Origin of the sequence: Urechidicola vernalis (assembly GCF_031846385.1) — a bacterium.
In the GTDB taxonomy this organism is placed as follows: domain Bacteria; phylum Bacteroidota; class Bacteroidia; order Flavobacteriales; family Flavobacteriaceae; genus Urechidicola; species Urechidicola vernalis.
The window spans coordinates 1,092,022-1,107,072 of the sequence record NZ_JAVRHV010000001.1 but is presented as its reverse complement, the minus strand read 5'-3'; the positions used below and the strand labels follow the sequence as shown (position 1 = coordinate 1,107,072).

Here is a 15,051-nt window from a genome sequence, read left to right as displayed (position 1 = left end):
ATAAAACATTATGAAACACCTTAAATTTTTAGTTGTAATTACCATATTAATTAGCACTGCAGTTTCTGCTCAGAGAAGTGTAAATTCATATAAATATTTAATTGTTCCTGTGAGATATGAATTTCAGAGAAGCGATGATCAATTTCAGGTAAATTCATTGGTTAAATTTTTATTTAAAAAAGAGGGATTTACGGTGTTTTTAAGTAATGAAGAGTTTCCTGACGAGTTGAAGTTAAATAGATGTTTGGCTTTAACTGCTTTGTTAAATGATAATTCTAAATTGTTCAATACTAAAATGAATTTTGATTTGATTGACTGCGACAATAATGTATTATTTAGTTCTGAAGAAAGTACTTCTAAAGAAAAAGATTATAAAACGGCATATTTTGCTTGCGCTAGAGAAACTTTTGAAGGAGTGAAAGAACTAAATTATAAATATGAACCAATAGACGATAATGCTACTCAAGAAGTCGCTGCTAGTTCTGCTGATAATATTAGTAATAATTCTGAACCGGAATCAGTGGTTGCAAGTGCTAATAAAAGGTCTGCCAATACTGTAGTTCCCGTTACTACTGCGGTTGTTGTAGTTGAGAAAGGCGAACCTGAAACGGTTGAGGTATTAGAGAAAACCGAACAGGTAAAAGCAACTTCTGAGGTTTTGTATGCTCAACCTATTGCGAATGGATATCAGATTGTTGATGCCACACCAAAAGTTATTTATAAACTTTTAAATACTGGTTTAGAGAATGTGTATTTATTAGATGGCCATTCAGCTATTGTTTATAAAGATGGTGAGGAATGGAAAGTTGAATATTACGAAAATGGAAAGCCAGTAGTTAAAACGCTGAATCTGAAATTTTTCTAATAGTTGTACTTTTTCCAACGCTTTTTTAAGATTTCTCTAAAACTTTGCTCTCTTTTATTTTGACCAGGCTCATATAGTTTTGTGCCAGACAATTCGTCAGGTAAAAATTCTTGTTCAACAAAGTTATCATTATAGTTGTGAGCATATTTGTATTCTTTTCCATAGTTCAAGTCCTTCATTAATTTTGTAGGAGCATTTCTTAAATGTAATGGAATTGGTAAGTCTCCTGTTTCTTGAACAATTTGTTGTGCTTTGCCAATGGCTTCATAAGAGGCATTACTTTTTGCAGAGTTGGCCAAATAAACAGCACACTGGCTTAATATAATTCGAGATTCTGGATATCCGATCGTGCTTACCGCCTGAAACGTGTTATTGGCCATTATTAACGCTGTCGGATTTGCATTACCAATATCTTCCGATGCTGAAATCAATAATCTTCTTGCGATAAATTTAACATCTTCCCCTCCTTCAATCATACGTGCAAGCCAATATACAGTCGCATTTGGATCACTACCCCTAATAGATTTAATAAAAGCTGATATGATGTCATAATGCTGTTCTCCAGTCTTATCATAGCGAGCCATGTTTTTTTGAACGCGGTCCATTACATACTTATCTGTAATAGTTATATTTTCTTGTTCTGAAGAAGTAATTAATAGTTCGAAAATGTTTAATAATTTTCTCGCATCACCTCCTGATAATCGAATTAGTGCATCTGTTTCTTTTAATTTTATATTCTTTTTTGAAAGAAATTCATCCTTGGTCACCGCTCTATGAATTAAGGCTATCAAGTCTTCTCTTTCAAATGAATTTAAGATGTAAACCTGACATCTAGAAAGGAGGGCTGGGATAACCTCAAAACTAGGGTTTTCCGTAGTGGCTCCTATCAATGTGATCCAGCCTTTTTCTACGGCTCCAAGTAAAGAGTCTTGCTGAGATTTACTAAATCTATGAATCTCATCAATAAACAAAATAGGGTTTTTGGTTGTAAAGAGCCCTCCACTTTGTTTTGCTTTGGCTATAACATCCCTGATATCCTTAACACCTGAATTAATAGCACTTAAGGTGTAAAACGGACGTTTGCTTTCAGTTGCAATAATATTTGCTAAAGTTGTTTTACCAATCCCAGGAGGCCCCCATAGTATTAATGATGGTATTACACCCTGTTTTATGTGTTGCGTTAAATATCCATTTGGACCAACAAGATGTTGCTGACTAATATAATCGTTGAGTGATTTGGGTCTAATTCGTTCTGCTAACGGTTCGTTCATTGCATAAAAGTACTAGAAATTGATTAGTTTTGATTATGAACTGCCAATATTTCCAACATTTTAGTTTGGGAATTGTTTTTGTTCGAATAAAGTATGGATGATTCAAAAAATTTCCGTTTTTCTCTTCAAGTAATCATAGTACCATTTATTGCTGTGTTCTCTATTTGGTTAGTGTATTGGTCAGAAATAAGGTTTGGATATAATTTTACTAAATATGGAATTTTACCGAAGACGGTTACTGGATTAAAAGGAGTATTATATTCTCCTTTTATACATAGTTCTACTTCTCATTTGATAAATAATTCGATTCCATTAGCTGTACTTTTATGGAGTTTATTCTTTTTTTATAAAGAATTAGCTTTTAAAACGTTGGTGTTTGGCTTGCTACTTACAGGGTTATTGACATGGTCGTTCGCAAGGGAGTCCTATCATATTGGTGCTAGTGGCGTAGTTTATATGTTGTTTAGTTTTGTGTTTTTTAGTGGGTTGATACGAAAGCATTATAGGTTGGTAGCACTTTCTTTAGCCGTTGTCTTTTTGTATGGAGGAATGATTTGGTACGTATTTCCAATCAAATCAGGAATGTCTTGGGAAGGACATTTGTCTGGGTTTATTGTAGGTTTATTGTTGGCAATATTATATAGAAATAAAGGGCCTCAGAAGAAGGAATTCGTATTTACACAAACAAAATTCGATTTAATGTTTGATGAAAACGGAAATTACAACCCGGAAGCTTTAATAGAAAAAGAAACTGAGGAGCAACTATAGACGTTGTCTCAATGCTTCATATAAGAACGCACCACAGGCCACCGATACATTTAAAGATTCAATAGTACCAAGCAAAGGTAACTTTGCCTTAGCATCCACCATTTTCAAAATAGAGGGGTTTACACCTCTATGTTCAGAACCCATTATTATTGCAGTTGGTTGAATAAAATTAACATCGAACAGCGTATCGTCAGTTTTTTCAGTGGCAGCAACTAGGTTTATTTCTGAGGCTTGTAATAAAAATAGGGCATCTTTTAAATGGTCAACTCTACAAATTGGAACTTTAAAAGCAGCTCCCGCTGAGGTTTTAATCGCATCCGCATTTAATGGAGCGCTTCCTTGATTTTGAACGACGATTGCATCAACACCCGTACATTCTGCCGTACGGATAATAGCACCGAAATTTCGAACATCTGTAATCTGGTCTAAGAGTAGAATAAGTGGTGTTTTATCAGTGGTGGAAATTCCTTCTAAAATAGTTTCTAAATCATGAAAGTCAATTGGAGAAATGGTAGCAGCAACACCTTGATGATTGCTGTTTTTAGAAAGATGATTTAATTTCTCTACAGGTACATGACTCGTTGCAATACTGTGTTTTTTTATCAAAGTATTTAATTCTGAGAAAAGGTTACCTGTTAATCCCTTTTGAAGATATACTTTTTGAATTGTAGCACCTGAATTTATGGCTTCTATAACAGCTCTAATTCCGAATATTTTTGATGATTTTTCTTCCATGATGCAAAGGTACTTAAAATAAGTACGACATAAAAAAAAGGCCATCTTGAAATAAGATGGCCTTTAGGTTTTTAATCTAGATTACTAATTACTAGTATCCTTCATTTTGAACAACGTTAGAATTTGCATTAATTTCCGCCGCTGGAATTGGATATGTAAACAAGTTATTTGGGTAAGTCAAAGTTTCAATTAAGTTTTGACTAGAACCAATAACATCGATACTTTGTCCTGTTCTCATTAAATCATCAAATCTAAATCCTTCAAAGATTAATTCTTTTCTTCTTTCTTCGATAAGAATATCTTTAGTAACCATTGTATGAGCTGCAGCTCCACGATTAGATGTAATAGAATTTAATTGTGTTAATGCCATTGGGTCAGCATTGTTAATCTCAAATAATGCCTCTGCATATATTAACACCACTTCTTCAATTCTAATTAAAGGTACGTTATCTGCAGTAGTAACAATATCTGGGTATTTGCCCATATTACGTAAAGCAGTTCCAGCATCTTGGTATCCTAGGATGTCTTTACGAACGTCACCGTCAGCATAAAGATCGATAACATCTGCAATTGCCTCAGCATCACCATATCCGCTAGGAGCATCACTTGGGTATCTATACATATATGCTAAACCTCCGTTACCAGCATTATCAGATGCAGAGAATTGTAATTCAAAAATTGAGTTACCAGCTTGCTTTCCAGTCCAGTTAGAAACAAAATTGGCAGCAGGTGCAATAGTTGCACCACTGTTGTCAATTACCATTTTTGCAGCTGCGCTAGCACGGCTCCAATCTCCAAAGTATAAAGCAACTCTAGCCTCTAAAGCTTTAGCAGCATACTTTGAGATGAATATTTTACTATCATAAGCAACATCCATCATGCCAAACGCTGCTTCTAAATCTGCATAAATAGCAGCTTTAACTTCGTCTATAGTATTTCTAGAAGGAGATAAACTTTCTTCACTTCCTTTAAACGTAGTTATAATTGGAACACCTAAAGATCCACCAGCATGTTGCTGTCCAAAACTTCTTAGTAAGTCATAATGTCCTAACGCTCTAATTGCAGTTGCCTGACCTTGAATATGACGACCATAGTCCAAATCTCCATCTAACGTATTAATATCTGTATTAATTATAATATTTGCATTGGCAATTACAGAATAGCAATTGTTCCATAAATAATCTGTGTTTTCGTTATATTTAAATTCAGCTTGGGTAGAATACCTACCTGAATTTCCATTCGAAAACATGTTATCACTTCTAACTTCATTAGTAATAATAGCAGCTTGTCCATAATATCCACCAGAAGTTAACTGGCTATGCACACCTTTAATAATACTATATAAGTTACCTACATTAATAATACTTCCTTCAACAGACTTGTCTTGAGCTAATGTTGGTTCTAAACTATCGGTACCACAAGAATTAAGTAACCCAGCACTTAACCCTAGTAATAATGTATATTTAAATATTTTTTTCATTTTTTAAAATTTTATATTAAGTCCAAATAAAATGGTTTTTGAAGGAGGTGTCTCCAATCCAATAGTACCACCTAAGTCAATTTCAGGATCATAAGTTAAGTTTGAATCTTTTGTCCAAGTTGCTAAGTTTTGACCTCTTAAGAAAACGTTTAATCCTGCAATTCCTGCAACGTTTAATTTATCTGTAAAGTCATAACCAAGAGTTACACTTCTAAGTCTAAAGTAGGTTCCATCAAATAAGTATTTAGAGTGTGATTGCCAAGGAGTAAAAGAACTTGAGAATTTCCCATGTCTTGTAACATCTCCTGGTTCTTGCCATCTATCCAATAAAGTTGTTAATCCTTGAAATGCAAAAATTGGATATGCATTTGGTTCGCTGGTATACCTGTGCCATCCGTCACGTACTTTATGACCTGTTGCGTAGTAACCATTTGCATCTAAATAGAAGTTTTTGAAGTCTACATGCATATTCATACCTGCAGTAAATGTTGGAACTCCATTACCACCTTGAAATACTTGTTCTGCGTCATTAAAAACTGTAGTTGTTTCTCCACCTACTTCGTCAATGTACCACATTTCTTCACCCGTATCTGGGTTTACACCTGCCCAAGTAGGCATATACCAAGCATTTACTGGATGACCAGACTCAATTCTTGTTCTTGAGGATGTAATAGTTCTTTCTTCACCATCTGGCTTCAAAGGTAATTTTGTGATTTCATTATCAACAGTACCCATATTACCTCCTAATGAGAAATTAAAGTCTTCACTACGTACTATATTTACATTTATTTCTGCTTCAATTCCTTTATTAGTTAATTCACCAATGTTTTGAACTTGACTTGTAAATCCTGTAGTTTGAGATAAAGGTACGTTTAATAATAAGTCATAAGACTGTCTATTAAAGTAAGTGAAATTACCATTAACAATACCGTCAAATAATGTATACTCAATACCAACATCTAAAGTGTTTGATTTTTCCCATGTTAAGGCGTCATTACCAAAGGTATTAACCAATTGAGCACCTTCACCATTATAGTCTACACTATAAGAAAATAATGATTGGTATTGGTTTAATCCAATATTTGCATTACCTGTAACACCATAAGAAGCTCTTAATTTTAAGTTGTTAATCCAATTAGAATCATTTAAGAAATTCATTTTGTGTACGTTCCATGCTCCACCAACAGACCAGAAACCACCCCATCTTTCGTCAGGGCTAAATCTAGAGTTACCTTCATATCTGTAGTTACCATTTAAAATGAACTTTCCTCCATAAGCACTAAAACTTGCGTTAAGTGCATAGGCACCTAAATAATAATCAGTTTCATTAGAAGTAATAGAAACTGGATTTCCAGTTGAATCTAAGTTAAATAACCCATCATCAGCAAAGTTTTCACCGTAACCACCTAAATAGTATCTTTTGTTAGATTGGTATTCCTGCAAAACAAATGCTGTTAAATTGTGATCTTCACCAATATCAGTTCTATAATTCAATTGATTTTGGAAAGTTAAATCTGTTGTATGTCTCACATATTGTCCAGCATCACCACTTGTAGGAGAGCCATATCCATAATTTCTATTAGAATAAGATCTAGAATTATAAACTTGATAATCAATTCCAAACCTAGACATAAAGTCAAATCCATTACCAAGATCCCAATTAATTTTGTTAATAGAACGAATTCTTGACAATGTGTTGTCATCTATATTATACTTAGTAATATATAATGGGTTTGGTAAAGAACCACCAAATTGATTGATTGAACCATCATCATTGTAAGGTATTCTGTATGGAGGCATAAAGAAGATTGAACTTCTTGCACCTTCAAAGTAAGCACTTCTCTCTAAGAATGCATCTTGCTCTTGAAAAGAACCTTCGTTAGAAGTCGAAAATGTTAAGTTATCAGTTAAATCTACACTGAAAGTTAAATTTCCAGAAATTCTTTCAAACTCAGAACCAATTACAGTACCTTCTTGTTGCATGTAACCTAAACCTACATTAAAATTGTAGTTTTCTTGACCACCAGTTGCATTGAAACCGTATTGTTGAGTAACAGCATCATTATTTTTAATAGTTTCTTTCCAGTTACCCTCTGGTCTACCATTTGCGTCCCAAGATAAATAAGGCTCTCTTGCAAGAAGATAGGCTTCAGCTTCAGCTTCAGTCCCAAAGAAACCATCATTAAAATATGCTTCAGAAGCTAATTCTAAACGATTTACTGTTGTTAATGGATCTGGTCCATCAACAGCATCGTTAGAAAATCCGTACTGAGAATTGAAGTTAAATTGAGTTTTACCAGATTTCCCTGTTTTTGTTGTAATTAAAATTACACCATTAGATCCTCTTGCACCATACTGTGCAGTGGCAGATGCATCTTTAAGTACTGTTACAGACGCAATGTTGTTTGGATCGATAGATGCCAAGTTAGAGAAGAATGATGTTGCACCAGAATTCGATGCATTTCCATTACTAATCGGAACACCATCAATTACATATAACGGCTCGTTACCTGCAGTAATAGAACTAATACCACGAATTCTAATTTGAGAAGTAGAACCAGGAGTACCAGAGTTTGCAGATACAGAAAGACCTGCAACCTTACCTTGTAAGGCTTGATCGATACTTGGTGTAACAACATCTGTTAACTCTTCTGCAGTAAGTTGTACAGCAGAACCGGTAACTTCAGACCTCTTATAAGTACTATAACCAACTACCACGACCTCTTCTAAAACACTATCAGCTTCTAGAGTTACATTAATTGAGTTTGAAGCACCTACAGTGATTTCTTGAGAAGTCATTCCAATAAAGCTAAACTGAAGGACATCTCCCACAGAAGCTTCAATAGAGTAATTACCATCAAAATCAGTTTCAGTACCTGTATTAGTACCTTTAATTAAAACACTCACTCCTGGTAATGGACCTGTTTCGTCCGTCACATTTCCAGAAATGGTTTTACTTTGTGCAAATGTTAATTGCACCATAAACGCTAATAACAGCGTTAAAATTCCATTAAACTTTGTTTTCATGTTATAACTTTTTGAATTAATCAAGACCAAAAGTCTTAATTAATACTTAATAAAACAACTTTTTAGCTTAAAATATGTTAAAATAGTTAAGATTTTCTTAAATGATTTTGTTTATAATGCATTATTTAGTCATTAAAAAAAAAATAATTTAGAGAAACAGAACAAAAGTTATAGATATGATAATTTATTGGTTCTAAGAATATAAAAATGTAAAATAAATCAATATTGCATAAAAAAGAGGTGAATAAATTCACCTCTTTTATAATTAATATCAACGCAAAATTAATTGATATCCCAGAATAATTTGGTTTCTGCAGCATCTCCGCCAATGGCTGAAGCAGCATCATTATAGTTTGTAGCGTTCAATGTCTGCTCTACAATAGGGTAGGTGTATCTATTAGGGAATCCTGAAACCGCTTCGGTAGGTACTGCTAACAAAGGGTAATCTAGCATTCTCTTACTTATCCAAGACTCTAGGCCTCTATTAAATAAAGCAACCCACTTTTGGTTTCCAATTGCTTCTTTCCAAGGGGTAGTGGCTGTGCTATTAGCAATAACTGTTGCATAGTCTACGTCTGGTCTTGCCAAAAAGGTAGCGATATCAGCGGCAGATCCACCCCAATCTTCCATAGAAGCAGTAATTCCTGCCGCGTGATGGTTTGCTGGTGTATCTCCGGTGTTATATCCTCGAGCAGCTGCTTCTGCCAACAAGAATTGAACTTCGGCATAATCCATCATTACACCATTTGCTGTTGCTCCAACTACTTGATCGGATAAATGGGAGTGTGCGCTATAGGTAGATGGGGAGCCAATTTCGCCTCCTATATAATTACCATTAACAGTTGTAAACCAAAGAGGTCTTCTTGGATCCTCTGTTGCATTCATAAAATCAATAATGGTTTTACCAGCTACAAAATCGTTACGACCGCTTAATACTACATTAGCATGTACAGGGTTTGTATTTGGCTGCGACGATAAATATGTGAAATTTGCGTTGTCAACATTACTCATTAAAACGCCAGGTACAGCGGCTTCAACAGTTGTTTGTGCCAAAGCGTTATCCACGTCTGCCATAAGAAGCCCCATTCTAAGTTTTAAAGAATTTGAGAACTTTAACCATAAGGCAACATCTCCACCATAAATATTATCGGCAACTCCAAAACTTCCATTAGAAGCATCTAATCCATTTATGGCAGTATTTAAACGATTTATTAAATCTCTATAAATGGTTTCTGCATCATCATACTTTGGAGTTAAAATATCAATATTAACCGCTTCAGTATATGGAACATCTCCAAAAATTTCCACCTGCATAGCGTAAGTATAAACTGTTAACACTTCAATAATCATTAACTTGTTGTTCGTATTTAACGCATCCGCTTCAGAATAGGTAGTTTCAGAGATTACTTTTTGAGATTCTTTTAAATCTCTTAAAACTTCTCTATATCCAATACTCCATTGCTGCTCTGGTATGGTCCTAGTAACCTGGTCGTAATTACTTTCATCTGTATATGTAGATTCTTGTAAGTATTGCATCCATAACTTTGTATTGTTATTGTTTACATTTAAATCTACTACTTGGTCTACCAACGATTTTTGAGCCGCGGTAAATAATGATTCGCCAGCTACAAACGATGGGTTTTTAGTATTCTCATTTAGGCCGTCTAAGTTGTCAGAGCAAGAAACTATAAGTAATGCTCCGAAGGCCAGTGCTATAAATTTTTTCATTTTTTTCATTTTTAAAATTGTAACTTAAGGTTTGCTCCAAAGTCTCTAGTTGATGGTAAAGAACCAACACTGTATCCTTGTAAATTACCTGCACCTAAACCAGATTCAGGATCGGCATGTGGTAAACTCTTATCAATTATCCAAATGTTAGAACCTACTGCGCTTATACTCACTCCTGTTAAGAAAGTTTTATCCAAAATTTCTGAAGGAAGTGTGTATGTAAATGCTATTTCTCTAAGTTTTACATATCCTGCGTCATAAGAGAATGCTTTATCTGGTAGGCCTCTTCTATACCCGAAGGCACCGAACCTATCTGCTCTAATTCTAGTTTCGTTTGTAGAGCCATCAGGGTTTACTCCAGTATTAATAAATCCACCACTATCTGCTCCGTAGTTTCCAGGAGTTCCCGTAATAGGATTTCTAACTGGGTTTCCTAAATCATTGGTGAATGCCGTTTCTTCAGGTAATCCCGTTGCTAAACCGTAATATTGATCTAAAGACCAGATTTCTCCACCTTTCTTTATATCAATTAAAAAGCTTAATGCAAAGTTTTTATATGAGAAACTATTACTTATACCCATTTGCCAATCAGGATTTGCATCTCCGATTACGTTGTCCGAAGTCGAAGTTTTTAGATATTGACCACTATCCGGATCGATTAATCTTTCACTTGCTTTTGGATTGTCCGGATTTAAATAAGTATAATCTGTACCATATATAACACCATAAGGTTGACCAACTTGTGCATTTATGGTAACACCACCTTGGAACGATCCTAATTGTAAAGTTTCTAAGCCTTCAGCAAGAGACAGTACTTCGTTCTCGTTTTTAGACCAGTTTACATTTATATTCCAGCTAAAATCTTCGGTTTTAATTGGAGTACCAAAAGCCGAAATTTCAAATCCATTGTTTTCAATTTCTCCTGCGTTCACAATCTTGTATAAGAAACCAGTTGCTTCCGAAAGTCTTACAGGTGTAATTTGATCTATGGAATTTGATTTGTAATAAGCAAAGTCAAATCCAAGTCTTCTTTGTAAAAATGACATTTCCAATCCAACTTCGTAACTTTTTGTAGTTTCGTTTTTAAGATCTGGATTGTTCTTGGTATTTGATACCGTAGCACTTGGCGCACCAATTGGAATGTTAATATTATAGGTGTCGTCTAATAAATTAGGCCCTCTTCTTGCAGATCCAACTTCAGCATAGTTTGCTCTAAACTTACCAAAGCTTAGCCAATCTGCATCAATGAAGTTACTAAAGATGATTCCTGTCGAAACACCAGGATAATAAAAGGTGTCATTATTTTCTGGTAGCATAGATGCTTTATCACGTCTTATTGTTGCATCTAGGAAATAGGTGTTTTTAAACCCGAATGATGCACTCGCATAAATTCCATCAACTCCATTTTTCCAAACAGTTTCGATTGGTAATGGTAGCGGTCCAGCACTATTTTGAAGTGCATAAATTCCAGGTACAGCCAAGCCACCACTTGTAGAACTATAAAGACTGCTGAAATTTACCCTATTTATGTTTGTACCTAAAATAGCCTTAAGATTTAATTCATCTGTAAGATCTTTATCTACATTTAACATTAAATCATAGTTTGTTTCAGAACTGGTAATGTCTTTTCTAGCATATCCAGAACCTTGAACGTTTCTTTGAATACTTCCGTCTCCACCAGCAGTACCAATACCAAATCTAGAAGGTACAGAACCTACGGCTCTACGTTCTTCTTGAATTTCGCTATAAGTATCCGTAGCAACACGTCCCATAACATTTAACCAATCAGTTATTTCATATGTCAAAGCAATATTCCCAATAAAACGATCTCTTTTATCATTTTGATAGTTTTCATAACGTGTCCAATATGGGTTATCCCAGTAAATTGGATTTAAGTCATCTACATAGGTAGGATTCCAAGTTACATTTCGACCGGTTTGAAAATAGATGTCTCGTTGTTGTTTGATGTCAACATTTGTTTGCCACCATTGCTTAAATCCACCTACTAAATTATCATTGTATCCAGTAGAGTTTCTACCTAGACCTTTAGTATTGATGTAGTTCGCAAAAGACGAAACGGTCAATTTTTCGTTGATGGTGTAGTTTGCACCCATAGAAAAATTATGCTTCTTTAAAGAACTATTAGGTAATAAACCTGATTGATCAAAGTTTGTGTAATTCAATCTAAAAGATCCTTTATCACTACCTCTGTCTAGAGATATAGAATTTGTAAAAGTTGTAGGAGTTTCAAAAAATTCTAAAGGACCGTTCTTGGCATTTACCCAAGGAGTTCTCTGCCCAAAATTAGGATTGGCAGGATCAAAAGCATCCCATTGATAAACAAATAGATTTGGGTCAAATGCAGGTCCGTAAGAAGCATCTTCACCAAGACCAGCTACTAGATCACCTGTGCCGTCACCATCAATATCTTCTACATACCATTGGTTTCCTGGTCCGTCGTAATAGGGGCCATAACCGGCACCATATTGATCTTGGTACTTTACAAATGTTGATTCATCAACCACACCGAAAGTAAAGCCTGAATTTACGGTTATTCCAAATCCTTCTGCTTTTTTACCTTTTTTGGTGGTAATCATAATAACTCCATTAGCAGCTCTAGATCCGTATAGGGCAGAGGCAGCAGCACCTTTTAGTACATTAATAGATTCAATGTCTTCAGGATTGATGTCAGAAGCAGCATTACCATAATCGTAGCTGTTTCCTCCTCCTTGCTCTTGACTTCTATTATTTGTATTTGTGTTACTGATAGGAACTCCATCAATCACAAATAACGCTTGGTTATCTCCACCAAGCGAAGTGTTACCTCTAATAATAACATTTGTAGAACCACCCATATTGGTGTTTTGTTGAATGTTAATACCAGAAACACGTCCAGAGAGTCCATTTACAAAATTGTCGGTTTGTACATTTGTAAGTTCATCTCCGGAGACTTCTTGTGTAGAATACCCTAAAGATTTTTTGTCTCTTGATATACCAAGAGCGGTAACAACAACTTCATCTAATAAAGTTCCTGCAATCATTGTAACATTAAGTGTATTCGATTCTCCAACGGTTTGTTCTAGAGTCTCCATACCTACAAAACTAAATTGAAGAACAGCTCCTACACTGGCTTCAATACTATAGTTTCCATCAAAATCTGTTTCGGTACCCGTTGTTGTACCTTTAATTAAAACACTAACTCCGGGTAATGGGCCCGAATCGTCAGTGACTGTTCCTGTAACAGTTTTAGTTTGTGCAAAAGTTAGGTGCACGACAAACGCCATTAACAGCGTTAAAATTCCTTTTAACCTTGTTTTCATTGTATAATTATTTTAGTTAATCCAAGACCAAAATTGGTAAATTATACTATGCAAAAAAAAACTTTAACATAAATAAGCTTAATAAAGTTAAATTTTAACGAATATTTAATGCGAATTTAATAATCTAACAAGGTTTTCGATCAGAATAATTGTAAGATTATTAGTTTTAAAGCATTGCTGTGATTGAAATGGTTTGTTTAGAATGGGTTTATGATTTGCCAAGAAATCTAATTTATGTTTCAAAAAGGAAAAACCGAATAAATGTTAAATTTTATTCGGTTTTCTCTTTTTGTATTAAAATGATAGATGAAAAAAGCCCCGGAAAATTAAATTTCCGAGGCTTAGGCCAGTCCATTATAAATGGTTTTGGTATTTTGGATTAACTAAAACAATTATAATTTGATTAATTCACGTCCCACCATAGTTTCGTATGGTTGTCGTCTTGGCCTTGTTTTGAAACTATTTCATCATAGTTTGCTTTGTTATTATTTTCAACAGATTCATCGTATGCATGTCTTACTGGAATTCTTTCATCAGCAGCATTAGAAGAAGGAACTAAAACTGGGTAATCCAATCTTCTCCACTCAGACCATGCTTCTTGACCTTGTAAGTATAAAGCAACCCACTTTTCGTAAGCGATATCGTTAATACCTGTTAAAGGATTAGCTGCAATATAAGCATCACGCTCAGTTGCACCAACGCCCCAATAATTCATAGAAGCAGAGATTCCATTTGCATAACCTGCGTCCTGAGTAACTCCACCAGTATTCCAACCGTTCATTGCAGCTTCCGCTAATGCGAATTGCGTTTGAGCAGCAGAATAAATCATTGTAGGAGTATCTAACTCATAAATAAATACAGCAGGAGGGAAAGAGTAATCTGGTACGTTACCATTTACTTCACCGTGAGGAGCACCAACTTTTCCTGCATCTTCCATATTAGGGAAGGTAGGATTAGCAGCAATTGAATCTCTAGCGTCAATACCATACTTTAAAAGTCTGTAATCCATTTTAGCTCTTAAAGCTTCAACAGTAGTTGCAGCCATAATAAAATCTTCACGAGTTTCAAATCTATTATACCACTGACTTCTATCTTGCGGATCTACACCATAAGAAAATTCAATATTCTCACTATTATCCATAATAAGAGAACCAGATCCTACTGCAGCCTCGAAATGAGTTTTTGCTAAAGCAGGGTTTACATGAGAAATTCTTAATGCCATAGTCATTTTTAATGAGTTAGCAAACGTTGTCCAACGAGCCATGTCTCCATCAAAAATTACATCACCAGCAGGTCCAGCACCAGAATTAATTTTGTTCAAAGCAACATTGATATCATCAAACATATAGTCATATAACTCTTGTTGTGTATTAAACTTAGGCTGTGGGTTGTCAATCCCTTGGAAAGCTTCATCCCAAGGTAATCCACCCCATTGATCTGTCATAAAGTGCAAAATATGCGCTCTAATAATCATGGCTACAGCAATTTGGTTGTCATTATCACCAAATTGACCCGCAGTTCCTTTTGTTTCCTCATCAGTATTTAATTTGATGATTTCATTCAAACTCTGAATTGGTCCAGTAAAATAGCCATTATAACTTTCAGTTAAAGTTGCATATCTAGATTCTCCTGGATATTGTCCGTCTGTTAACTGTTGCGTGTAAAACATACCCGTCAAATCAGTTGACATTGTTCCAACCGTTCTTTGTGCTCCAGTCAATAATTGAGACGTAACAGCAGCGGTTGGTTCATTTGGGTTGTTATTAGTGTTACCAAAATCAACAGTATCACAAGAACTGATAATTAAAGATCCACCAACAAACAACGCTATATTTTTAAATATTTTGTTCATTTTAT

General features: G+C 34.9%; 9 protein-coding genes. 2 read left to right on the top strand and 7 right to left on the bottom strand.

Translation table 11 applies throughout. From position 1 onward, the window contains the following. Window positions 1–10 precede the first annotated feature (10 nt). On the top strand, window positions 11–865 hold the full coding sequence (locus RM519_RS04975) for a hypothetical protein (protein WP_311592471.1): 855 nt from the start codon (window positions 11–13) through the stop codon (window positions 863–865). Here the strand turns inward: RM519_RS04975 and RM519_RS04970 are convergent. Next, window positions 862–2,136, bottom strand: a complete 1,275-nt coding sequence (locus tag RM519_RS04970; RefSeq protein ID WP_311592470.1) for a replication-associated recombination protein A — start codon at window positions 2,134–2,136, stop codon at window positions 862–864. The two genes, RM519_RS04975 and RM519_RS04970, sit on opposite strands and share 4 nt — an antisense overlap. Before the next feature lie 93 nt (window positions 2,137–2,229). Between RM519_RS04970 and RM519_RS04965 the strand changes: the two genes are divergently transcribed. After that, window positions 2,230–2,904 (top strand): rhomboid family intramembrane serine protease, encoded by a 675-nt coding sequence (locus RM519_RS04965; protein ID WP_311592469.1) that lies wholly within the window; start codon window positions 2,230–2,232, stop codon window positions 2,902–2,904. On the opposite strand, the gene rlmB is transcribed toward RM519_RS04965, so the two are convergent. The 6 genes from rlmB to RM519_RS04935 all read right to left on the bottom strand — a co-directional run bounded on the left by rlmB (window position 2,899) and on the right by RM519_RS04935 (window position 15,046). Beyond that, complete coding sequence (gene rlmB / locus RM519_RS04960; RefSeq protein ID WP_311592468.1) at window positions 2,899–3,639, bottom strand: 23S rRNA (guanosine(2251)-2'-O)-methyltransferase RlmB; 741 nt, start codon at window positions 3,637–3,639, stop codon at window positions 2,899–2,901. The genes RM519_RS04965 and rlmB overlap by 6 nt on opposite strands. 91 nt (window positions 3,640–3,730) lie before the next feature. Beyond that, on the bottom strand, window positions 3,731–5,119 hold the full coding sequence (locus RM519_RS04955) for a RagB/SusD family nutrient uptake outer membrane protein (RefSeq protein ID WP_311592467.1): 1,389 nt from the start codon (window positions 5,117–5,119) through the stop codon (window positions 3,731–3,733). Between the two features lie 3 nt (window positions 5,120–5,122). After that, window positions 5,123–8,146 (bottom strand): SusC/RagA family TonB-linked outer membrane protein, encoded by a 3,024-nt coding sequence (locus tag RM519_RS04950; protein ID WP_311592466.1) that lies wholly within the window; start codon window positions 8,144–8,146, stop codon window positions 5,123–5,125. Between the two features lie 282 nt (window positions 8,147–8,428). After that, window positions 8,429–9,874, bottom strand: a complete 1,446-nt coding sequence (locus RM519_RS04945) for a SusD/RagB family nutrient-binding outer membrane lipoprotein (RefSeq protein ID WP_311592465.1) — start codon at window positions 9,872–9,874, stop codon at window positions 8,429–8,431. Between the two features lie 11 nt (window positions 9,875–9,885). Next, window positions 9,886–13,194, bottom strand: coding sequence for a SusC/RagA family TonB-linked outer membrane protein (locus tag RM519_RS04940; RefSeq protein WP_311592464.1), 3,309 nt, complete (start codon window positions 13,192–13,194; stop codon window positions 9,886–9,888). 403 nt (window positions 13,195–13,597) lie between these two features. Beyond that, window positions 13,598–15,046 (bottom strand): SusD/RagB family nutrient-binding outer membrane lipoprotein, encoded by a 1,449-nt coding sequence (locus RM519_RS04935; RefSeq protein ID WP_311592463.1) that lies wholly within the window; start codon window positions 15,044–15,046, stop codon window positions 13,598–13,600. Window positions 15,047–15,051: the final 5 nt, after the last annotated feature.

What these genes read in the sequence shown, in the direction of transcription:
- RM519_RS04975 (WP_311592471.1), top strand. Translation starts at nt 11, where the DNA reads ATGAAACACCTTAAATTTTTAGTTGTAATTACCATATTAATTAGCACT.
- RM519_RS04970 (WP_311592470.1), bottom strand. Translation starts at nt 2,136, where the DNA reads ATGAACGAACCGTTAGCAGAACGAATTAGACCCAAATCACTCAACGAT.
- RM519_RS04965 (WP_311592469.1), top strand. Translation starts at nt 2,230, where the DNA reads ATGGATGATTCAAAAAATTTCCGTTTTTCTCTTCAAGTAATCATAGTA.
- rlmB (WP_311592468.1), bottom strand. Translation starts at nt 3,639, where the DNA reads ATGGAAGAAAAATCATCAAAAATATTCGGAATTAGAGCTGTTATAGAA.
- RM519_RS04955 (WP_311592467.1), bottom strand. Translation starts at nt 5,119, where the DNA reads ATGAAAAAAATATTTAAATATACATTATTACTAGGGTTAAGTGCTGGG.
- RM519_RS04950 (WP_311592466.1), bottom strand. Translation starts at nt 8,146, where the DNA reads ATGAAAACAAAGTTTAATGGAATTTTAACGCTGTTATTAGCGTTTATG.
- RM519_RS04945 (WP_311592465.1), bottom strand. Translation starts at nt 9,874, where the DNA reads ATGAAAAAATTTATAGCACTGGCCTTCGGAGCATTACTTATAGTTTCT.
- RM519_RS04940 (WP_311592464.1), bottom strand. Translation starts at nt 13,194, where the DNA reads ATGAAAACAAGGTTAAAAGGAATTTTAACGCTGTTAATGGCGTTTGTC.
- RM519_RS04935 (WP_311592463.1), bottom strand. Translation starts at nt 15,046, where the DNA reads ATGAACAAAATATTTAAAAATATAGCGTTGTTTGTTGGTGGATCTTTA.